Origin of the sequence: Candidatus Rhodoblastus alkanivorans (genome assembly GCF_022760755.1) — a bacterium.
GTDB lineage: Bacteria > Pseudomonadota > Alphaproteobacteria > Rhizobiales > Beijerinckiaceae > Rhodoblastus > Rhodoblastus alkanivorans.
Genome location: NZ_JAIVFP010000001.1, coordinates 1,329,819 through 1,351,998, shown reverse-complemented (window position 1 = coordinate 1,351,998; position 22,180 = coordinate 1,329,819). Strand labels below are relative to the sequence as shown.

Annotated in this window: 15 protein-coding genes and 1 pseudogene; 8 read left to right on the top strand and 8 right to left on the bottom strand. The window is 64.6% G+C overall.

The window, feature by feature from the left end; translation table 11 throughout:
• Positions 1-83: 83 nt before the first annotated feature.
• Positions 84-4,580: an SEL1-like repeat protein gene (locus K2U94_RS06175; RefSeq protein WP_243066368.1), complete on the bottom strand. Its 4,497-nt coding sequence runs from the start codon at positions 4,578-4,580 to the stop codon at positions 84-86.
• 260 nt (positions 4,581-4,840) lie between these two features.
• Between K2U94_RS06175 and K2U94_RS06170 the strand changes: the two genes are divergently transcribed.
• From K2U94_RS06170 to rfbA, 6 genes are all read left to right on the top strand, one after another.
• Positions 4,841-5,260: a MerR family transcriptional regulator gene (locus K2U94_RS06170; protein ID WP_243066367.1), complete on the top strand. Its 420-nt coding sequence runs from the start codon at positions 4,841-4,843 to the stop codon at positions 5,258-5,260.
• A 449-nt stretch (positions 5,261-5,709) separates the two neighbouring features.
• Positions 5,710-6,354 carry a 2-hydroxychromene-2-carboxylate isomerase gene (locus K2U94_RS06165; RefSeq protein ID WP_243066366.1) on the top strand — a complete coding sequence of 215 codons (645 nt, stop codon included), beginning with the start codon at positions 5,710-5,712 and terminating at the stop codon, positions 6,352-6,354.
• Between the two features lie 78 nt (positions 6,355-6,432).
• Positions 6,433-7,500: a dTDP-glucose 4,6-dehydratase gene (rfbB, locus tag K2U94_RS06160; protein ID WP_243066365.1), complete on the top strand. Its 1,068-nt coding sequence runs from the start codon at positions 6,433-6,435 to the stop codon at positions 7,498-7,500.
• Positions 7,501-7,526: 26 nt separating this feature from the next.
• Complete coding sequence (gene rfbC, locus K2U94_RS06155; RefSeq protein WP_243066364.1) at positions 7,527-8,090, top strand: dTDP-4-dehydrorhamnose 3,5-epimerase; 564 nt, start codon at positions 7,527-7,529, stop codon at positions 8,088-8,090.
• Positions 8,091-8,098: 8 nt separating this feature from the next.
• Positions 8,099-8,989 (top strand): dTDP-4-dehydrorhamnose reductase, encoded by an 891-nt coding sequence (rfbD, locus tag K2U94_RS06150; RefSeq protein WP_243066363.1) that lies wholly within the window; start codon positions 8,099-8,101, stop codon positions 8,987-8,989.
• A 14-nt stretch (positions 8,990-9,003) separates the two neighbouring features.
• The gene (gene rfbA, locus K2U94_RS06145) at positions 9,004-9,873 is read left to right on the top strand and encodes a glucose-1-phosphate thymidylyltransferase RfbA (protein ID WP_243066362.1); all 870 of its coding nucleotides are present in this window, start codon (positions 9,004-9,006) and stop codon (positions 9,871-9,873) included.
• 19 nt (positions 9,874-9,892) lie between these two features.
• Here the strand turns inward: rfbA and K2U94_RS06140 are convergent, their stop codons facing one another.
• The 3 genes from K2U94_RS06140 to K2U94_RS06130 are packed head-to-tail and all read right to left on the bottom strand — an operon-like array spanning position 9,893 to position 15,379.
• A complete protein-coding gene (locus tag K2U94_RS06140) occupies positions 9,893-11,806 on the bottom strand; it encodes a tetratricopeptide repeat protein (protein ID WP_243066361.1) in 1,914 nt (637 codons plus the stop codon).
• Positions 11,803-13,245 carry an HlyD family type I secretion periplasmic adaptor subunit gene (locus tag K2U94_RS06135; protein ID WP_243066360.1) on the bottom strand — a complete coding sequence of 481 codons (1,443 nt, stop codon included), beginning with the start codon at positions 13,243-13,245 and terminating at the stop codon, positions 11,803-11,805. The genes K2U94_RS06140 and K2U94_RS06135 overlap by 4 nt, the downstream gene beginning before the upstream one ends.
• Entirely contained in the window at positions 13,142-15,379 is a 2,238-nt protein-coding gene (locus K2U94_RS06130) for a peptidase domain-containing ABC transporter (RefSeq protein ID WP_243066359.1), read from the bottom strand. The genes K2U94_RS06135 and K2U94_RS06130 overlap by 104 nt, the downstream gene beginning before the upstream one ends.
• Positions 15,380-15,890: 511 nt before the next feature.
• Here K2U94_RS06130 and rpsU point away from each other — a divergent pair.
• Positions 15,891-16,109 (top strand): annotated as a pseudogene (gene rpsU, locus K2U94_RS06125) (30S ribosomal protein S21); the annotation flags it as partial.
• Positions 16,110-16,402: 293 nt separating this feature from the next.
• Positions 16,403-17,257 (top strand): tetratricopeptide repeat protein, encoded by an 855-nt coding sequence (locus tag K2U94_RS06120; protein WP_243066358.1) that lies wholly within the window; start codon positions 16,403-16,405, stop codon positions 17,255-17,257.
• A gap of 18 nt (positions 17,258-17,275) precedes the next feature.
• Here the strand turns inward: K2U94_RS06120 and K2U94_RS06115 are convergent, their stop codons facing one another.
• The 4 genes from K2U94_RS06115 to K2U94_RS06100 form a co-directional block, all read right to left on the bottom strand.
• The gene (locus K2U94_RS06115) at positions 17,276-17,773 is read right to left on the bottom strand and encodes an RNA pyrophosphohydrolase (protein ID WP_243068813.1); all 498 of its coding nucleotides are present in this window, start codon (positions 17,771-17,773) and stop codon (positions 17,276-17,278) included.
• Positions 17,774-17,780: 7 nt separating this feature from the next.
• Positions 17,781-19,001: a divergent polysaccharide deacetylase family protein gene (locus tag K2U94_RS06110; protein WP_243066357.1), complete on the bottom strand. Its 1,221-nt coding sequence runs from the start codon at positions 18,999-19,001 to the stop codon at positions 17,781-17,783.
• Positions 19,002-19,223: 222 nt separating this feature from the next.
• Entirely contained in the window at positions 19,224-20,747 is a 1,524-nt protein-coding gene (locus K2U94_RS06105; protein WP_439329678.1) for a S41 family peptidase, read from the bottom strand.
• Positions 20,744-22,096, bottom strand: a complete 1,353-nt coding sequence (locus K2U94_RS06100; protein ID WP_243066355.1) for a murein hydrolase activator EnvC family protein — start codon at positions 22,094-22,096, stop codon at positions 20,744-20,746. Before K2U94_RS06100 ends, K2U94_RS06105 begins: the two co-directional genes overlap by 4 nt.
• Positions 22,097-22,180: the final 84 nt, after the last annotated feature.

The following is a 22,180-nucleotide window of genomic DNA, read 5'->3' as shown; positions in this document are numbered from 1 at the left end:
CGCATGATCCCGAAAGGCGGAAACCGCCTTTCGGAAAGCCTCATCGCTCAAACAAGGAATTCGTGACGGCATGCCGTCACGAATCAGATCCGGCGCACCGCCGAGGATTTGCGGGACGCCGAAGCCGACGCGTCCGGCGCGGCGGCGGGCGGGTTGTTCACCGCGGCCGACGGCGTCTTGGCATGGAAGGAGGCGACCTGCTTCTTGGCCTGTTGCAGCGCGGCGGCGTTCAGCCGCTCGCCGAGCTCGTCGCGCTTTTTGGCCGCGCCCTGGTCGCCCTGCATGGCCGCGATGGCGAACCATACGTAGCTCTGGCCGAGATCCTGCGGCACGCCCATGCCGCGCGCATAAAGAATGGCGAGGTTGAACTGACTGTCGCGCACGCCATATTCGGCGGCGCGGCGGAACCATTGCGCCGCGGCGGCGTAATCGGGCTTGCCGTCCACTCCCTCGGCGAGCACGACGCCAAGATTGTGCATGGCGCGAACATGGCCCTGGTTCGCGGCCTTTTCGTAATAGAAGGCGGCCTTTTTCGGGTCGCGGGCCGCGGCTATGCCTTTCTCGTAAATGGCGCCCAGGCGATATTGCGCCTGCGGCAGGCCTTTTGCCGCCGCCTTCTCGAACCAGCCGACGGCGGCGGCCTGATCCTGTTGAACGCCGCGGCCTTCGGCGAGGCGGATCGCGAAATCATATTGCGCGGCCGCGTCGCCCTTCTCGGCGCGCTCTTTCTGGGCGAGAGCCCGCGCGCCGGCCTCGACGGCGGCGATCGTATTGGGGCCCGAGCCGATGGAGCCGGTCGCGAGCGGATCGGGGAGGCTCGCGCCGTTTTCGGATTTCGGCGCGACGACATTGCCAGGCAGAACCGGAGCGCTATTGAGCGGCGCCGTTGGCGAGGCCGCCGGGGCCGCCGGAGACGCCGGTGCGGCGGGCGCGGCTTCGCCCGTTTTTTCGGCCGGAGGGACCGGCGCCGGCGCGCGACCGGCGTCATGCGTCTTTTCGGCGCCAGCCGCCGAGACCGCCTGCATGGGCGGCGCGGGCGTGTCGAACAGGCGATAAGCCTCATAGGCGCCGAGCGAAAGCACGGAAACCGCGGTGAGCAGCACCGCCGGCAGGCGGCGGCTCGCGGCTTTCTCGCCCGCCGCGAGCGGGCGAACGAAACGAGCTCTGGCGGCGGCCTTCGGCGCTGTTGCGGCGGCCTTCGGCGGCATGGTGGAGGCCTTCGGCGGCGTGGCGGCGGCGAGACGCCTTCTCGTGTCCTTTTCCTGGTTTTCAGCCGATTCGGCGGCCACGCGCGCGGCGAGCGCGCGGCGGGCGATGTCGATATAGCTCGATTGCCCCGACTTCGCATCCGGCCTGTTTGCCGACCTTGGCTCATCGAGGCCGAGGTCGGGCTCGTGGTCGTCCATTTCCGCCGCGCGCGGGAGCTGCGCGGCCCGCCCGGCCTTGGCCTCGCCCGGACGGCCCGCGCCCGGCTCCATCAGGAAGTCGTCGGGATCGACGGCGACCCTTTCGACGTCCGCGGCGGCCGGCGCGCGCGCGGCAGCCTCGGCGGCGCCGCGGGCGTCGATCACGTCCTCCTCGAGCATGGCGAGGCGATCGACCACCTTTTCGAGCGTCTCATGGACCGCGGAAAGCGTCTGCTGGGCGCGCCGATCCGACGCTTCGGTCTTTTCGCGCAGGTCGGTGATCTCGCGGGCGTTGCGATCCTCACGCTCGGGGTCGCGCAGCGAGTCCAGGCGGTCGGACAATTCCTCGATCGCGCGATGGAGACGGCGCTCCGCTTCGGAATCGCCCTGCTCCAGCCGATGCGAAATTTCGGCGATCCGGCATTCGAGGGCCTCCATCGCGCCGGGGCCAATTTGCGGCGCGGGCTCGGCGCTCAGCTTTTCGGACAGCGAGCGCAACAAAGGCTCCAGCGATTGCGCCGGCGCCTGGTCGAGCGGCGCGTTTTGGGCGTCGTCGAGCCGCGCCGCCAGGGTTTCCTGCAGGAAATCGAGGCGACGGGCCAGATCGTCGAAGCGCGCGTCGTCAACCGGCGTTTGCGGCTGCGCGCGATCGAAACCGGCGCGGTCGATGCGCATGGCGAGATCGTTCAGGCGCGACTCGATTTCACCCCAGGGCAGCGCAACCTGAGCGGCGCCGGCCTCCCGGGTCTGGCGCGCGACTTCTTCCAGCCGCACGCCCAGCGCGCCGACCTGATTCTCCAGCCGCTCGATCGGCGCGATCTTGTCGATCGCCTCCGCAAGCATCGCGCGGATCTGCTCCGACTGGTCATAGACCTGGAGAAAATCGGCGCGGTCGGCGCCGCCGTCGTGGCGCAAATTTTCGATCTTGTCCTCGACCTCGCGCAACTGGCGGGAGACGCCGTCGAAATTGGCCGAGGCGCCGGCTTCGGTCAGCGCCCGCCGCACGTCGGCGGCGAGCGATTCGATCGGCGCCAGCACCGCCTCGCGGATGCCTTCTTCGCGCGAGCGTTCGATGCGTCCGGTGAGCGCCCGCACCGCATTTTCGAGCGAAGCCACCTGGCTGCGCGGCGCGAGATCGGCGAGCGCCCGGCTCATCGCCGAGACCTGTTCGCCCAGGGCGTCGATTTCGGCGGAGGAGGTCGGCTCGGGGCGGATCGCGGCGGCGCGTATCATCGCGTCGCGCGCCTCATCCACCCGCGCGGCCAGTTCGCGCGTCGCTTGTTCGATCGCGGCGGCGGCGGCGCGCGGCGCGCCCGCCGCGAGATCGCGTCCCATCGCCATGACCTGCGCGGTCAAGGCCTCGATCTGGGCGGAGGGCGCCGGCTCGCCGCGCGTCTCGACGGCGCGGACCATGGCGTCGCGCGCTTCTTCGAGCCGCGCGGTCCATTCGCGCGCCGCCTCCTGCACCGCGGCTGCGGCGGCGCGCGGCGCGGCGTCCGAAAGTTGACGGCCGAGCGCCGCAACCTGCGCGGTCAAAGCCTCGATCTGGGCGGAGGGCGCGGGGTCGCGCCGGGCCTCCGCCGCTTGGATCATCGCGTCGCGCGAGGCGTCCACCCGATCCGCCAGGTCGCGCATCGCCTTTTCAAGCCCCGCTGCCGCGGCGCGCGGCGGCGCTTCGGCGACGTCCCGGCTCAGGGCCGCAATATCGCGGCGCAGTTCCTCCAGACCGTTCAGGCCGGCCGCCTGCGGCGCAGCCAGAGCGACGTCGACGCGACGGGACAATTCGCGGGCGAATTGCTCCAGTTCGGCGCGGGAATGGGCGCCGGAGGCGGCGAACTCCTGGCGCATCGTCTCGATCCGGTCGGAGAGGACGCTGATGCCGTTCTGGAGGCGATCGATTTGGTTCTTGTCCGGCGACGGCGTCGCACCTTTGGCGGCGGTGTCGAATTTGCGCGCCAGAGCCTCGAAGCGCTCGTCAAGCAGCGTCGCGAGCTGGGGCGCGGGAGGACGCGTCGTCCGCGCGCCCGATTCGAGATCGCGCTGGCGGGCGGCGATTTCGCCGATCGCCCCGGCGACCCCGCCCTTGAGCGCGGACCCGGCCGCTTGCGGCGCGGCGGGAGCCGGCGCCGGGCGGTCAAGCCGCGCCATCAGGGTGTCGAACCTCTTTTCGAGGCGGGTGAATTGCTCGTCGCGCCCCGCGCCGGGAGGGGCCGCCTCGACCTTGTCGAGTCGCATGAGAATCGCGCCGAGGCGCCCGTCGAGCCGGCGCAAATGGGAATCGTCGGCGCTCTCTTCCGACTGGCGGGACATCGCCTCGATTCGCGACTCCAGCCGCTCCAGCGCGCCGCGCAGGGGTTTGTCATCGGCAGGGCGCTCCTTGCGCGCCAGCCGCGTTTCTATTTCGCCGAGGCGGTCGTGCACCGAGGCGATCATGCCCCGCAAAGGTTTGATCGCTTCCTTGTCGCCGCGATTGAGCCAATGTTCGATCTCGGCGAGACGCGCGTCGACCTGCGCCAGGGCGCCGGCGCGCTCGTCCTCGGAAGCCTCGATCATTTGGGCGACATTGGCAATCGCCCGCGCGGCGCGCGATTCGACCCTGCCCGCCTGCTCCTCGAAGGCGGCAACCGCCTGTTCGAGCAGCGCCTCGGCGTCGGCGCTTTCGCGGCCCAGCCGTCCCGGGCGGATTTCATCCGCCTCCCGGGGCCGGAAAGCCTCACCGGACGGGACGCGCCCGGCCCGCCGCTCGGGCGCGGCGCGGCGTCGCGGCGCCCGATTGCGAGCGGTCTCTTCCATCCCGTCCGCGTCGTCCGCCTCGGGCGCGGCGCCCTCGCCACCCCGGCTAGACGGGGCGCGGGTTTCCTGACGCGCCGCTTGACTTGGTTCCAGGCGATGCTCTTGCCGGCTTTCTTGTCGTCCGGCCTCGCCCCGGCGACGCTGCGGCGTCGCGTCCTCGCGGGCTTCGCGGCTCAGCCGCGCGAGCTGGGCGGCGACAGCCTCGAGCCGCTCGTCGGCGTCAAACGCCTGCGCGTCGGCGCCAATCTCGGCGGCGCGGTCGGCAATCGCCCTGTTCATCCATTCCCCGAGCGAAACCCCGTCCCGCCGCGCGGCTTCCTTGGCGGCGTCGCGCACGTCGAAATCCACGCCCTTGATGCTCCAGGGAGCCGCTTTGCTCATTTTTCGATCCTGCCTCGTCAGCGCACTCAAAGCCCTCGCCTTGCGAACGGCCGGGGCCGCGGAGCCTCAGGCGTTCAGCGAAGCGCTGCGGCCTCGCGTTAACTTTCCGGTTTTACGGTAAACAACCCGTTAACTCTGGACGATTTTGAAACACACACGTCAAAGTTGCATAAATCCGATTGCAAGTTGTGCTTACCCAGGTTACAACCCTTACGCGTGTCGCGTTTCGATTCTCTCTTGCTTTTCGGGACCTTCGTAAAATGAAAGCCTCCGCCCAACGCATCGATCCCGCCTCCCAACCGGATCTGTCGCTCGCCGAAATGCTGACGATCGGCGAAATCGCGCGCATCTATGGCGTCACCCTCCGGGCCCTCCGCTTTTACGAGCAGCGCGGACTCCTCAAGCCGGTCCGCCGCGGCGGCGCGCGCTTCTACGATTCGACCCAGAAAGCGCGGCTTCAGCTCATTCTCAAAGGCAAGCATCTCGGCTTCACGCTTACCGAAATCGCCGATCTGCTGGATTCCGACGGCAGCGCCGCCAAACCGGTCAACGATTTCGCCCTGGACGAAAAAATGGTGCTTTCCCAGCTTCGCCATCTTGAGGAGCGCCGCGCCGATCTCGATCAGGCGATCGACGAATTGCGGGCGACGCATCGCCGCCTCGTCGGCATGGCAGGCTGATCCCGCCGCGACCTTTGGCGACTGCTCGCCAGAGTTGTGGCCGCGCGGCTGGCGCCTTGGCAAAACGCGACCGAATCATGGCGAAACTTAATCGAATATTGACGCGCCACGCCCGGCTCGCGCTCGCAGGAGCTTCACTATTGGGGGGGAGCCTGTCAGGCGAGCGCCAGGCAAGATGTCCGCCATGCGGACGAGGCCGCCGCGCCGCCAAAAATCGCCGCCTGAAGAGGCGCCATGACCGCCCCTAATTTCCACCACCTTGACGGACGTGATCTGCCCCTCAGGAGCCGGTCCGGATAACCGCCGACCTGTCGCCCCGCCGCAGACACAGCGGCGCGGCCCCCAATCTTCCCATCTTATTGGTTAATTTCGCTCCTCGCGCGGAAAGGCAAAAGGCGCGCGCCTTGTCGTCGTGATTGTGTTAGCAAGGGGCATGCGCCGAGCGCCAATTGCCGACCTTTCGCGAGAACGCCGTGGCCCGCCACCTTGCCGTCTATTTTTCGCTGCTCAGTCCGTGGGCCTATATCGGCCATGCCGAATTGCAGGGACTGGCCGCCAAACATGATCTGCGCCTCGACTATCGGCCGGTCGCGCTGTCCCAGGTCTTTCCCGAATCGGGCGGCCTGCCGCTCGCCAAGCGGCACCCGATGCGGCAGAATTACCGGATCGTGGAATTGCAGCGCTGGCGCGAAAAGCGCGGCCTGAATTTCCATCTCCATCCGCAGTTCTGGCCATTCGACCCCGCCCCCGGCGACCGCATCGTCTGCGCCATGACGCTTGCCGGAGTCGATCCTGCAAAATTCATGGCCGCCGCTTTCGCCGGCGTGTTCGAGCGCCAGCGCGACCTCGCCGACGCCGGAACCCTGGCGCAGATTCTCGAAGAATCCGGTTATGAGCCGATCTGGCTGCAGCGGGGAGAAAGCGGGGCGGCGGAAACATGCTACCAGCGCAATCTGGCGCTCGCCCTGGAAGACGGCGTGTACGGTTCGCCATCCTATGTGCTCGATGGCGAACTGTTCTGGGGCCAGGACCGCCTGGACCTGCTCGACGACGCGCTCACCAGCGGCCGCGCGCCCTTCCGGCCCGACGCCTGAACCGGCCGGAACGAATTTCCACTTTCCTCCCGCGACGCAAAATTATAGGACTGTCGCGGTTCATCGAGAGGCGTTTTCGTGACTTCAAAGCGTATATTGGTCACTGGCGGCGCGGGTTTCATCGGTTCGGCGGTGGCGCGGCGCATCATCCAGCAGACGCCCCATGCGCTGCTCGTGTTCGACAAGCTCACTTACGCCGGCAATCTCGCCTCGCTCGCGCCCGTCGCCGGCGACCCGCGCTACCATTTCACGCGCGGCGACATTTGCGACGCCAAGGCGGTGCGCGCGGCCTTCGACTCCTTCCAGCCCGACTGGGTGATGCATCTCGCCGCCGAAAGCCATGTCGATCGCTCGATCGACGGCCCGGGCGAATTCATCCAGACCAATCTGGTCGGGACCTATGTCATGCTGCAGGAAGCGCTGCATTACTGGCGCGGCCTCAAGGGCGACGCCGCGAAGAATTTCCGTTTCCATCACATTTCGACCGATGAGGTTTTCGGCACGCTTGGCGACGACGGCCTGTTCCACGAAGACACGCCCTACGCGCCGAATTCGCCCTATTCGGCCTCCAAGGCCGGCTCCGACCATCTGGTGCGCGCCTGGACCCATACCTATGGCCTGCCGACGGTCGCGACCAATTGCTCGAACAATTACGGGCCCTATCACTTCCCCGAAAAGCTGATTCCGCTGATGATCCTCAACGCGCTGGAAGGCAAGCCCCTGCCCGTCTATGGCGCGGGCGAGAACATCCGCGACTGGCTCTTCGTCGAGGACCATGCTGAAGCCTTGCTTACCGTGGTCGAGCATGGCCGCGTCGGCGAAAGCTACAATATCGGCGGCGTCAACGAGCGGAAGAATATCGACGTCGTTCACGCCATTTGCGACCTGATGGACGAACTGGCGCCCGACAAGAGCGTCGGGCCGCGCCGAAAGCTCATCGCCTTCGTCCAGGACCGTCCCGGCCACGACCTGCGCTACGCCATCGACTGCGCCAAGATCGGGCGCGAACTCGGCTGGCGGCCCCGCGAAACTTTTGAGACCGGCCTGCGCAAGACGGTGCAATGGTATCTCGACAACCAGGCCTGGTGGGGCGACATCCGCTCCGGCCGCTATCGCGGCGAAAGGCTCGGCTCCCTGGCCAGTTGAAGTAAGCCCTCCAAAGGAAGCCCCTCATGAGCGCGATCACGGTCGAGGCGACCGCCATTCCCGACGTCAAGATCATCACGCCGAAGAAATTCGGCGATCACCGGGGCTTCTTCTCCGAAGTCTACAATCGAAAGGCCTTCGAGGAGGGCGGAATCGCGCTGGATTTCGTCCAGGACAATCATTCCCTTTCCGCCCATGTCGGCACCTTGCGCGGCCTGCATTTCCAATCGGCGCCCTTCGCCCAGGACAAGCTGGTGCGCGTCCCGCGCGGCCGCATCCTCGACGTCGCGGTGGATATCAGGAAAAGATCGCCGACTTTCGGACAGCATGTCGCGGTGGAATTGTCGGCCGAAAACTGGCGGCAATTGCTCGTGCCGATCGGTTTCGCCCATGGTTTCGTGACGCTCGATCCCGATACCGAGGTAATGTACAAGGTGACCAGTTATTATTCGGCGGCGAACGATTTCGGTCTTGCCTGGGACGATCCCGACCTCGGCGTCGCCTGGCCATTGCCGCCGGGCGGCGCGGTTCTGTCCGACAAGGACCGCAAGCACCCGCGCCTGCGCGACCTCCCCAAAATATTCGACTGAGCGACATCATGCGCCTGATCGTCACCGGAACGCAGGGACAGGTCGTGCGCGCCCTGCAGGAGCGCGGCCCAGCCCAGGGCGTCGAAATTGTCGCCGTCGGGCGTCCCGAATTCGATCTCGCCGATCCCGCAAGCGTCGCGCGCGCCCTTGGCGGCGTGGAAGGCGACGCGATCATAAACGCCGCCGCCTACACCGCCGTCGACAAGGCCGAGACCGAAGAAGAACTCGCGACCCGGATCAATGGCGCCGGAGCCGGCGCGGTCGCTCGTTTCGCCGCCGCGCGCGGTCTGCCGCTTCTTCACATTTCAACCGATTACGTTTTCGACGGCGCGCTCGACCGGCCCTGGCGCGAAGACGATTCGACCGGCCCGATCGGCGCCTATGGCCGCTCCAAACTCGCCGGCGAACAGGCGGTCGCCGCGGCGGACCCTCGCGCGACGATCCTGCGCACGGCCTGGGTCTATGCCCCCTTCGGCGCTAATTTCGTGCGCACCATGTTGCGCCTGGGCGAAACGCGGGAGGAAGTCTCGGTGGTAGCCGACCAGCGCGGGGCGCCGACGGCGGCGCTCGACATCGCCGACGCCTTGATCGCAATCGCCCGCCGCCGCCTTGCGGAGCCGACCAATCCTGCTTTTTCCGGCATCTTCCATATGTCAGGCTCCGGCGAAGCGAGCTGGGCCGATTTCGCGGAAGAAATTTTCGCCGAGGCCGAGCGCCATGGCCGCAAGCCGGTTCGCGTGCGCCGCATCGCGACCGCCGACTATCCGACGCCGGCGCGCCGGCCGGCCAATTCGCGCCTCGACAATTCCAAGCTGGCTAAGGTCTTCGGCGTCGCCCTGCCCGATTGGCGCCTTTCCGCCCGCGCCTGCGTCGCGCGTCTCCTGCAAAATCCCCTTTGAAACGGAAAAGTTCGATGAAAGGCATCATTCTCGCCGGCGGCAGCGGCACCCGCCTGCATCCGATGACTCAAGTCATTTCGAAGCAGCTCTTGCCGATCTATGACAAGCCGATGATCTATTATCCGCTGACCACTTTGATGCTGGCCGGCATTCAGGAGATTCTGATCATCTCCACACCTCAGGACCTGCCGCTTTTCCAACGCCTGCTCGGCGACGGCGCGCAATGGGGCATCCAATTGAGCTATGCCGAACAGCCGCGGCCTGAAGGTCTTGCCCAAGCCTATCACATCGGCGCGAATTTCGTCGCCGGCGAGAAATCGGCGCTGATCCTCGGGGACAATCTCTTTTACGGACACGGCCTTGCAGCAATGCTCCGCAATGCCTCGTCGGTCGGGCGCGGGGCGACGGTCTTCGCCTATCACGTCCACGATCCCGAGCGTTACGGCGTGGTGGAATTCGATTCCAACGGCCGGGCGATTTCGATCGAGGAAAAGCCCAAGGCGCCGCGCTCGAGCTGGGCGGTGACCGGCCTCTATTTCTATGACGGGCGCGCCGCCGAATTCGCCGCCGATTTGAAACCATCCGCGCGCGGCGAATTGGAGATCACCGATCTCAATCTCGAATATCTGAAGCGCGGCGAATTGCGGGTCGAGAAAATGGGGCGCGGCTTCGCCTGGCTCGACACCGGCACGCCGGATTCCCTGCTCGAAGCCGCGGAATTCATGCGCACCCTGGAAAAGCGCACCGGCTTTCGGGTCGCCTGTCCCGAAGAAATCGCCTTCATCTCAGGATGGATTTCCGAGCGGCAACTCCAGGCGCTCGCGGAGCCGCTCAAGAAGAGCGGCTATGGCGCCTATCTCGGGCAACTCGTCAAACGAATCTGAGGACGATTTTGCGTCGGCGTCATCCGTTCGACGCCGGCGCCGCTTTCGGAGCGTTTGCCGCCGGAACCACCTCCGATTGCCGGATCAGTTCCTCGCCACGCGCCGCGTCGGCTTCCACGCCCATGCCCTTCACCAGCATCACGCCGAGATTGTACATGGCCATTTTGTGCTCGTTGGCCGCGGCCATCTCGTACCAGCGCACCGCCACTTCCAGGTCCTGCTCCACCCCGCGCGCCATGCAATAGAATACGCCGAGCTGGAATTGGGCGGGGGCGAAGCCGCCCTCCGCCGCGCGCCGGAACCATTCGACCGCCTGGGAAAGCTGAGCCGCCGTTGTCTGGCCGGAGGACAGCAAGGTGCCCACGATGTGTTGAGCGACGACATTGCCCGTCTCGGCCGCAGTCAGATAATGCCGCATCGCTTGGTCGGGCCGAACCACCGCCTGGTCGAACTGGCCCGAGTAGAGATGGCCGAGTTGAAGCGAGGCTTCGGGAAAGCCGGAGTTGGCCGCATCGAGCAGCAGTTTTTCCGCCTGCCCCAGATCGCGCGGGCCATGGTTTGACGAAAGGTAAATCATGGCGAGATGGGTTTTCGCCGTCCGGTCGCCGGCATCGGAGGCCTCCTGCAAAAGGTTCATGGCGCGCCCGACATCCGGAGTTCCGGAAGTTCCCTTCATATGGAGTTCAGCCAGCTTGACCTTGGCCTCGGGCACACCGTTTTCGGCGGCGAATTCGAGCCAGCGCACGCCTTCAGCAACATCCTTGGGGAGCCCCGTGCCGGAGCTCAAAAACACGCCTGCATTATAGGCGGCGACCTCGTGTCCCTGCTCCGCCGCTTTCAGGAACCAGCGCGCCGCCTCGCCGAGATTGACATTGATGCCGATGCCTTCGGCGGCGAAGCGGCCGATGGTGAATTGCGCCTGAACATCGCCCTTCTCCGCCGCGGCCTGATACCAGTTCGCGGCTTCACGCAGGTCCGGGACCACCAGGCCGCCCTGGCTGTAAAAGGCGGCCAGCGCCTGAATCGCCGGTAGATGGCCCGCCTTCGCCGCCCGGCGCAGGAAGGTTTCGGCCCGATCGATATTGACAGGTCCGCCTTCGCCATTGAAACGCATGCGTCCGTACATATAGGCCGCATAAACGTCGCCGCCCTCCGCTGCGCGACCCATGTAATAAGCGGCGCGCTCGAGATCCTGCTCCCGCCCCTGCCCGGTAAGATAAACCGTAGCGATCGCGACCTGCGCGCGCACGTGACCCAAGTCGGCCGATTTCTGATACCAGTCGGCGCCCTGCGCAAGGTCCTGCTCGACGCCAAGCCCGCGATAATGGATGTCGCCCAGGCCGAACTGGCTTGAGGCCTGATCCTGGTCCGCCGACATCAGAAAATATTGTCGCGCCCGCGCGAAATCCTTTTCCGCGCCTATACCCTCAAGAAAGATCACGCCAAGAAGGGCGCTGGCTTCCGGCAGTCCCTGTTGCGCCGCCTGCTCCAGCCAGACGACGGCTTCGGCGGTGTCTTTTTCGATCTTTGGAGTCGCGGCGAAAAGCGCATTGGATGTCGCCGCGGCGGCCGCCTCATCCCGAACGGTCCGCTCCCATTTTTCCGAGGGGCTAACGGGAGCCGCGCCGAACAGCATGATGCGCCCAAGCCGCAACTGGGATTCGGCATGCCCGCGTTCGGCCGCGAATTTGTACCACGCGGCCGCCCGGGCCGGATTGCGATGAACTGCGCCATAACCGTGTTGATAGAGATCGGCAAGGCGAAAGGCGCTCTCCGCATCGTCGACGTCGACGCCGCGCATCCATAGGCGGATCGCCGTGTGGAAGGATTTTTCTTCGAAAGCGCGTTGGGCGCGGGCGCGCAACCTGCCAACCGTCGGCCGGTCGACCAACGGCAAAACCGGCCGCAATATTCGGCGCGCGACTCTTCTCATGGCTCGCGCATCGCCTCGCCCCAGCCGCGCAACACGCCGTCGAGCAGGTACATGGCGGCCGACCGGCGTCCCACCTTAATGTCGGCGGCAAGGGTCATGCCCGGCATCAGGCGAAAATTCTTGGGCACACCATGAAAATTCATCTTATCGATGCTGACGCCGACCTTGTAATAGGGATCGGTTGGCTGACCGGTCTGATCATTGTTCCAGAACGCGCCCTCGGAAATCCACTTGACCGTGCCTTCAGCGGTCCCATGTTCGGTATAATCGAAGGCGTCGACCTTGAGCGTAACCGGATCGCCGATGCGGATGAACCCGACGTCGCGCGTAGACACTTCTATATTTGCGATCTCCGGCTCATCCAAGGGCATTGCGGTAATGAATTTGTCGCCCGGCTGCAACACCGAGCCGACCGACAATTTGGCGATCGTCAGGATGATCGAATCATCGGCCGCGACCAGCTTCACCAAATCCTGGTGCCGTTTAGCCTTTTCCAGGGACGCGATGGCCTGATCCCGGTTGTTCTGTGACGTCACGAGATCCTGACTGGCGGTAGCGCGCCATTGCTGGATGAAGGCGTCCCTGTTGGCCTTGGTGGTGTCGAGCTGGGCAGCCGATTCCTTGAGCGAATTGGCAAGGTTCTCGACCGTGCGCTGCATTTCGATATTGCTGTCCTTCGACTCCAGTTCGTTCAACAGCGACCCCGCTCCCGACTTGAGAAGCTTCGAGCGCATGCCCTCGATTCGTTCCGCAATGTCGGACCGTTGGCCATATCGGGCAATATCGTTCTTGGTCTTGGCGACGGTCGCTTCCGTTTGCCTGATCTGATCGTCGAAGCTCTTGATCTGGGCCTGATACTGCGCCTGGCGATCGAGGAAGAGTTTTTGCTGCAACTGATTGTAATGACGCTGATAGGGGTCATCATTGCCGGTAAAGACGGGAGCTTTTCCCGCGAGTTCCGCCTGGTCCCGGACAATCTCCGCGTTCAGGCTGGCCACTTGTTGCCGAAGCTGGGTCACGTCGGCCGCTGCGAAAGTTGAATCGAGGGTCGCGAGGACTTCCCCCTTCTTCACCCGCATGCCTTCACGAACATTTATGCTCCGAATGATCGACTGGTCGAAGGCCTGATAAACCTGCGGCGGAGTCACCAGATCGATCTGACCCTGGGTGCTTTGGATGACGCGGTCGATTTTTCCGATCCACAGGATCAGGCCAAAAAGGACCACGAACCCGGCCAGGACATGAGACGTCGTCATGGCGGAGCGCGGCAGCGGCGCTTCGCGGATTGCGGCTACATCCGATTGAAAGCTTCGAATGACGGATTGGGCGGGGGCTTTAGTGGACACCGCGCGTTCCCCTCGAATTGCCGATGACCGCCGCCCGCTCGATATGGCCGTTCTGCTGATGCCAGAGACCGGCGTAGATTTCGCACCGTTCAAGCAATTCCTGATGGGTTCCCATGTCCAGGAACTTGCCGCGCTCCAGGACGAGAATGGCGTCCGAATGAACAAGCGAGGACAGGCGGTGGGAAATGGCGATTACCGTGCGCCCATGAGCGATCTTCCTGATGCTGGCGTTGACGATCGCCTCGCTGTCTGGATCGAGCGCGCTGGTCGCCTCGTCGAGAATGAGGATGCGCGGATCGACGATCAGGGCGCGCGCGATCGCCAGACGCTGGCGCTGGCCGCCGGAAAGATTCGGCGAGCCTTCGTAGATCACCGTGTCATAGCCGCGCGGCAGGCGGTCGATGAATTCTTCCGCGCCGGCGAGACGCGCGGCGCGGACGACGTCGTCGAAAGTCGCATCCGCCTTGGCCACCGCGATATTTTCGCGAATGGTGCCGCTGAAGAGGAAGTTTTCCTGCAGGACGATGCCGAGACTGCGACGTAAGTGCGCAATATTATATTCGCGAACGTCCACACCGTCGATCTTGATCAGCCCTTCGTAATCGGAATGCAATCTTTGCAGCAGGCGGGTCACCGTGGTCTTGCCCGATCCGCTTCGCCCGACCACGCCCAGGGTCGTCCCGACCGGCACGTCGAAACTGACGCCATCGAGCGCCGGCGTCAGCCCGCCGGGATAGAAAAAGCGCACATTGCTGAATTCGACCTGACCCTCCAGAGTCTTCCGCACGCCCGCCTCCCCGTGGCCTTCCTCCTTCTTGCGGTTGACGAGCCCCCTCACGCATTCGACCGCGGCGCGCGCTTCGTCCGCCTGGGTGACCAATCCCGCCATTTGCATCAACGGCCCGGCGACACGCTGCGAAAGCATGAGGAAGGCGAACAGCGAGCCCATCATGTAACCACTATTCGTGCTGGTCACCGCAATATAGACGCCGACGGCGAACGAGCCGGTGACGGCCAGACGTTCAAACGGCAAGACGCCGGTTCTGGCGACCGCGCTGACCCAGGACAGATTATCGCGCGCCTTGGCGCAGCGCGCGACATGCACGTCCCACATCTTCCGCTGACGGCTTTCGAGCGCCAGCGACTTGACGGTCCGGATGCCCGCGAGCGTCTGATAAAGAAACGAGGCCCTGTCCGTTTCGACCCTGATCACGGCGCCCGTCGCTTTGCGAACATGCGGCAGCATGCCGAGAAGCCAAAGCACGATCATCACGCAGAAGGCGAGCACGATCGCGGTCAGCGTTGGGCTGAACACGAACATCACAGGCAGGAAAATGAGCAGCACCAGCGAGTCGAGCACCACCCCGAACACCTGCCCGGTCAAGAATTCGCGGATCTTCCAGATTTCGTTGACATCATGCATTGTTTGGCCGATCTGGGTCCGCTCGTAATAATCGACCGGCAATTGGATCAATCGTTCGAACATATATTCGGCCAGACGCGTATCGACGCGCGACGCCAGGAACAACAGAAGGTAACTACGTAAATAAGTGAAGGCGGCCTCGAAGACAATGATCACGCCCATGCCGAGAGTCAGGACCGTGAAAGTGCCCATCGATTTGTAATAGAGCACCTTGCTGCTGACCAATCGCCAGAAGATGATCGGCGCCAGGGCGAAAATACTTAACACAAACGCCGAAAGCGCAATGTCGCGAACGAGTTTCCGTTCCCGCAGGATCAAGGTCCCGATCAGCCCCATGCCGAACGGCTTTTCCTCATCCATCAAATCATAATTGCGGCGCACCAGCACGACGTCGCCCGACCAGGCCTCCTGGAACTGCAGCCAGTCGAGCGTCAGCAAAGCATCCGCCGCGGCGTTCGGGTCACGCAAAGTTACGCTTTGAGGCGCTTCTTCATGAGTTGCATTCATGGCGACGAGGACCATGCTGGCGCCGGTCTTGAGCCGCACGATCGCGGGCAATGCCTTTTCCAGATGGGAAAGACCGTCCCAGTCGAGACGAATGGCCTTGGCCTTCATCCCGGCGTGGCGCGCGCAATGCACGAGATGCGCATAATCGACCTCGGCGCTCTCGAGCGCACTGTCCTGAATAAGTTGCGGCACGGTGAGCTGCAGGCCCTGCATCGCGCCGACGATCACCAGACATTCGAGCGCGGAAGAATCGACGCGCTCCGATGTCGCTGGGGCTGATGAAATCGTTAAGGTCATGCTGGCTCCAGATCGCAGGCCGAAAAGGCCACGCTTTTTAGCTTACCATAGGTTTTGCTGCAAGGCGGTAAAAATAAGCAACCACGTCTTGGCACGCCATGCGTTCAGAATAATTCATAAAAATTAAGCTAAACCTACATCATTCTTATCCATTTGCTCTGCCTACCCTAATTTCGCCAAGCCTCGACCGGCAATCGTCAAAACAACTTTTTGTCACTAAAATTCCAGGAGCCGATTCTATACAGCAAAGAACGCTTCGAATTGGATCTACAATTCGGAAGGCCCGCCCATTGTCGGGACTGCGTCTCTTGGCCGTCTTTCAGCCTGTTCGCGGCCGCCCCATCCCCGGGGCGTAGCGGGAACCATCTGGACAGGCGCCATGCTTTCTGTTATCGGAAATCCAACGGTCCGGCGCTCCGCAAGCGCAAGAAATTCTTTTCCTATACGGCTAATCTGGCCGGCGCCAAGACGGCGTCGCGCCGAGGGCGCCCTTCAAACACAGGAATCAGGCGTGCAAGTTCTCGTTCGCGACAATAATGTCGATCAGGCCCTCAAGGCGCTCAAAAAGAAGATGCAGCGCGAGGGCATTTTCCGCGAAATGAAGCTGCGCGGCCATTATGAAAAGCCGTCCGAGAAGCGCGCGCGCGAACAGGCCGAAGCCGTGCGCCGCGCCCGCAAACTCGCCCGCAAGAAAATGCAGCGCGAAGGCCTGCTGCCGATGAAGGGCAAGGTCGCGGCGCGCTGACGCCGCCGCGACCAGTCCTCGCGGCGGACAAACGAGCGCCTTTGACAGGAGCGCCTTTGAATGGAGCGCCCTTCGCGTCACGCGATGGGCGTTCGCGGTTTTTCCCAGGGCTTTGAGCCTTCGGCGACCGGAGCCCCTCGGCACAGCTGCGCGGGTAAGGAAATCTACACTATGCGAGGCTAGCTTTCGCCTCGCCCATCCCCGCGCCGTAACATCGAACAGGCGCCGGCCGCGCGGGGAGCCCGACGGAACAGAGGCGGAGCCGGATTGAGATCGACATGGCTAAGATCGACAGGGCGGGTCATCGCAAATATTTGATCATGGTCGCGCTCGCGGCTCTGGCTGCGCCCCTCGCAGGCTGCGACTCCGTCCCCGGCGGCAGCCGAGGCCCCGGCTATGCGGAAATATCGAACGCCGATCCCAAGGCGGTCGAGGCGAATATCGCATCGCTCAACGCCGTCGTCGCGGCTCACCCCGACGACCCCGAGGCCTATAACACCCGCGGCGTCGCCTACGCCAAGATCGGCCGCTACAACGACGCCATCTCCGATTTCACGCAAGCCGTGAAACTCGACCCGCGTCACGCCTCCGCCTATACCAACCGCGCGCTGGCCGAGCGCCAGGTCGGCGACAATTCCGCGGCGATGCGGGACTTCACGAACGCGATCCAGTCCAACCCGAATCATGCGCCGGCCTATCTCGGCCGCGCCAACCTCGAGCGCGCGCAGGGCCAACTCGACCCCGCGCTGAGCGATCTCGACCAGGCGATCCGCCTCAATCCGGAAAGCGCGCAGGCCTTTCACGCCCGCGGCCTGATCTATCAGAAGAAGGGCGACAACGCCCGCGCCGTCACCGATTTCGACAATGCGATCGACCGCGATCCTTTCCACGCCGCGCCTTATGAGGCCCGTGGACAAAGCCTCCTGGCTCTGGGCAAGCCCAACAAGGCGATCGAGGATTTCAACGCCGCGTTGAACGTCAACAACCACAACGCCGACGCCTGGGCTGGCCTTGGCCTCGCCTATGAGAAGCAGGGCGATCGGCAGAAGGCCTTGGTGAACTATCAGCGCGCGCTTTCGCTCAATCCCAACGACCCGGTCGCGCGGGCGGGAATTGGCCGCGTCCAGGGCTGAACCCGGCCCCCTGCCCGTCTATGGCGTCGCAAGAGCGGCGAAGCGCGTGCAAACCGCCTCATAGACCTGGCGCTTGAACGGCACGATCAGTTCCGGCAGGCGCTCCATCCGCTCCCACCGCCAAGCGTCGAATTCCGGTTTGTGCCCGTTGGGCGCGTCGATGTTGATTTCCGTTTCCTTGCCCGTAAAGCGCAGGGCGAACCATTTCTGCGTCTGGCCACGAAACCGCCCCTTCCAGGTTTTCTTGGTCAGATCGCCCGGGAGATCGTAGCTGAGCCAGTCGGACGATTCGGCCAAAAAGCTCACGCTGCGCACGCTGGTCTCCTCACGCAATTCCCGCAACGCGGCGCGATAGGGCGTCTCGCCGTCGTCGATGCCCCCTTGCGGCATCTGCCATTCATGCTCGACCTGGATAAGGTCCGACGAGCGCTTGGTCTTTCGGCGCCCGACGAACACCAATCCTTGCGCGTTGAGCAACATGATTCCGACGCAGGGACGATAGGCCAAGGCTTCGATCAAAACGTCACCTCTTTTCTTTACTGACGAGGGCTTCGGCCTGGATCGCGGCCGAGACGGGGATCAGCGCGACGCCGCGCTTCTTGAGATCGGCGGCGAAACGCGCGATGCGCTCGATGGAGTCCGGCAGACCGGCGGCAAAGCCAATGGCGACGCCATTCTGGCGCGCGAGCGTCTCCAGCCGGAACAAGGCGGCATCGATCGACGCCGGATCGCGCGAGGCGTCGAGGCGGAGATCCGCTTTGGCGAAGCCGACGCCATTGGCGATGGCGACATCCTTGGCGAGGCTTTGCGGCGACGAGCCGTCATCGACATAATCGAGGCCGCGCTCGGCAAGATCCTTCATCAGCAACTGGGTCGCGGCCTGATCGGCGGTGTAGCGCCCGCCGAGAAAATTGACGAGCCCGATATAGCCGGTGAAACGACCCATTTGCCAGTGCAGATCGTCCAGGGCCTTGGCGCCGTTGCCGACCCGCAGAACGTGAGGCCCGGGCGAGTCGGCGGAATTGAAAGGCTCCATGGGCGTCTGCAGCAGAATTTCATGGCCGGCCGCGCGCGCTTCCGCCGCCTGGTGTTGGACTTCGGCGCCATAAGGCGCGAAAGCCAGGCTCACCGCCCCCGGCAGGCGCTGGATCGCGCTCTCGGTCGCCGCGACGTCCAACCCCATGCCGCCGACGAGAATAGCGACCCGCGGCGTTCCCGGCTTGAACGCGGGCTGGAGCGACAGCGGCCGGGCATAGACCTGCGCCGGGGTCGCGCCGTTCCGCGAACGACGCGGCAGCGGGCCGAAGCGGCTCTTTTCCACGAGGCGACGATCGGGCGCCGGCGGCAGCGGCGCCGAATCGCCCGCGTCGGGCACATGAATGATGAGCGCGCCGGGCGCTCCGGCATTGCCGCGAACGACCTTGACCCCGCTTTCGATCGCGATTTGCGAGGAGGCGCCGGAAGCGTCGTCGTGAGCGGCGCCATCTTGTGCGGCGCCGACTTGGGCGCCGACTTGGGCAGCGGGCGCGGGCGTCGGCGACGGAGCGGGCGGGGCCGGCTGGATGACGGCGACCGCCTCCGGTTCGCCACTGGAAGCGTCATTCCTGGCGGAAAAGAGATAAACACCGCCCGCGACCGCCACGACAAAGCCTAGGGCCAGCGCGCCGATCCGAAATGGGCTCTGCCCAGGATCTGGCGGCGGCTTGCGGTCCTGGCCCAGGGGGCGATCGAGATCGTCGAGCATGGCGTCGTCGCAAAGGGGCCGCGAATCACTAGGGCCCAGCCTGCTTAGGTTAGTAAAGCAGGCCGGGCCCGTCGAGACGGCTCATGGTTCATACGGTTTCCCCGGGATTGCTCCGCAATCGGGGAAACGGATCGCGCGGAAATCCCTTGAGAGCGGGCGGATTTCCGTTCGAACGGAATACAGTTTCCCAATGGATCATTCGGAAACTGTATCAGTCGGCGATCAATTCGCCTTGTCGTTGGACGGCCCGGGCTTGAGGACCGGTTCGGTCTGCGATCCGGTGGGCGGCGCCGGCGCAACGACTGGCGCGGGGGTCTTGGGAGCCGGCGCGGCCGCGTCGCTCTTGCCTGCTTCGGGCGCGGCGTCGGATTTGGCCTCGGTCTTTTCGGCGTTCTTCTTGGCCGCTTCGGCAGCCTTGGCGTCGGCCTCGGCAGACTCCTGCTTGAGCATGGCGAGGGTCTTGGAGCCGCGCAGCAGGTCATAAGCCGCATGCAGCGCCTTGTCCTTGGACTCATCGGCCGGGACATAGGCCTGCGAACCGTGCTCCTCTTCCTTGCCGTTCTTCAGATGGCCCTTGAGCGAAGCCTCGCCCTTGGTGTCGTCCTTGCCCTTGAGCTCCGGCGGCACGTCCTCGAGAACGACGACGTCAGGCTCGATGCCCTTGGCCTGAATCGAACGGCCCGACGGCGTGTAGTAGCGCGCCGTGGTCAGGCGCAGCGCGCCATTGTCCTGGCCGAGCGGGATGATGGTCTGGACCGAGCCCTTGCCGAAGGAGCGTGAGCCGATCAGGGTCGCGCGCTTATGATCCTGCAGGGCGCCGGCGACGATTTCCGACGCCGAGGCCGAGCCGCCATTGATCAGGACGACCAGTGGCTTGCCGTGGGAGATGTCCATCATCGGACGGGCGTTGTATCGCTGGGTTTCGTCGGCGTTGCGGCCGCGGGTCGAAACGATCTCGCCATGGTCGATGAAGGCGTTCACCACCGCCACCGACTGGTCGAGCAGACCACCCGGATTGTTGCGCAGATCGAGCACGTAGCCCTTGAACTTGTCGGACGGAATTTCCTTCTGGATCTTCGTCATGGCCTCTTTGAGGCCGTCAAAGGTCTGTTCGGTGAACTGGGTGATGCGGATATAGCCGATGTCCGGCTTGTCGACATGCGAGCGCACCGACTTGATCTGAATGATCGAGCGCGTGAGGTTGACGTCGAGCTTCTGCTTCTTGGGACCGCGCAAAATTGTCAGCTTGACGCTGGTGTTGACGTCGCCGCGCATCTTGTCGACCGCCTGGTTCAGGGTCATGCCCTGAACGTTCTCGCCGTCGATGGCGGTGATGAGGTCGCCCGAGAGGATGCCGGCGCGCGCCGCCGGGGTGTCGTCGATCGGCGCCACGACCTTGACCAGGCCGTTCTCCTGCATGACCTCGATGCCGAGGCCGCCGAAGGCGCCGCGCGTCTGCACCTGCATGTCCTGGAAGCTTTTGGCGTCCATATAGCTCGAATGGGGATCGAGCGAGGTCAGCATGCCCGAGATGGCGGACTCGACCATCTTCTTGTCATTGGGCTTTTCGACGTAATCGTCGCGGACCTTTTCGAAGACGTCGCCGAACAGATTGAGGCTGCGATAGACCTCCGCCGATTCGGCCACGGCCTGGCCGCCGAACGAAACCTTCGAGTGCGAGCCGACGACAACAGCCGACGCGCCAATGGCGACGCCCAGCAGAACCAGCGATGTTTTGCGCATTATCCGCGAACCCTTTGCATTTCCGACTTCGACCACCATGGATTGGGATCTATAGCCGTTCCATCCTTCCTGAACTCGACATAAAGAACCGGCTGCGTCGCGCCGATCGCGACAGCAGCCGCTGTCTTAGCCGTCCCGTCGCCCATGGTCCCGACGGGCTCGCCGGCGAGCACGAATTGCCCGACGGCGACGTCTGTTCGCGCCAATCCCGCTAACACGACATAATAGCCGTCGCCCGCGTTGATGATCAAGAGTTGTCCGTAAGTGCGCCAGGGACCGCTGAAGGCGATATAGCCATCGCTTGGCGCCGAAACAATGGCGTTCGGGCGGGTGGCGAGCGAAAGCCCTTTCTCGACGCCGCCGAAATCGCTCGGGGCGCCGAAATATTTGATGATCCTTCCCGACGCGGGCAGCGACAGCATGCCTTTGGCGTCCGCGAAGGCGATCGCGGGCGCGAGCCGGGCCGGATCGCGCTGCGGCGCATTGGCGAAGCGTTTCTTGGCCTCCTCGATCTGTTCCTGGGTGAGCCTGGCGCGCGCTTCGTCCGCCTTTCGCGCCTCATCCGCCGCCCTGCGCGCCGAATCGAGCTCGCTCTCCATGCGCGAGATGAGATCCTTGAGATTTGACGCCTTGCCGGCGAGCGCCTGCGCTTTCGCCTGTTCCGAGGCGAGCGCTTCCCGCGCCGCGCCGATCGACTGCTGCCGCGCCGCGATCAAGGCCTCCAGCCGCGCCCGCTGGTCGCGCTGGGCCAGCAGCTCCCGAGCAAGATCGGCCCTTTCCCTGGCGATCGAGGCGCGCAGCGAAACGAGGTCCCGCAGATCGTTGGCGAGCGCCTCGGTTTCCGACCGCAATTCGGGCAGTACGGCGCCGAGCAGCATCGAGGCGCGAATTGCGCGCAGCACGTCGCGCGGTTCGGCGAGCAGCGCCGGCGGCGGCTTGCGGTCCATGCGCTGCAATGCGGCGAGCACTTCGATCAGGACGCCGCGCCGGCTTTCGAGCGAGCGCCGGATCGCCGTTTCGCTTCCCGTCAGCGTATCGAGGCGGCTTTGCGTCTCGGCGATCTTCGCCTCGTCGTCGTCGATCTTTTTCTTGGCGTCGATCAGGGCGGACACGAGCTTGGCGCGATCGTTCTGATAGGAGGCGATCTCCGCTTCTATTTTTTTCTTCTGCGCCTCGGACTGGGCGAGAGTGTCCTGCACGCCCTGATAATCGTGACGCCGCGCCTCCAGATCGGCGGCTTTCTCGCCTTGCCCGGGCGGCTGTGGCGACGCCGGCGCGGTCTGCTCGGCCGGCCCTGCTCGCGCCGGAGCCGCGAACCAGACGCTGGCGAGCGCCATAGCGAGCCGCAGCAAGCCTACTCCGCGTTTCCGTCCCTCTTTCGCTTTGCTCGCCATGCCCGCCTGTTCGCCCGAATCGCCGGAGTCACCTTAAAGAAG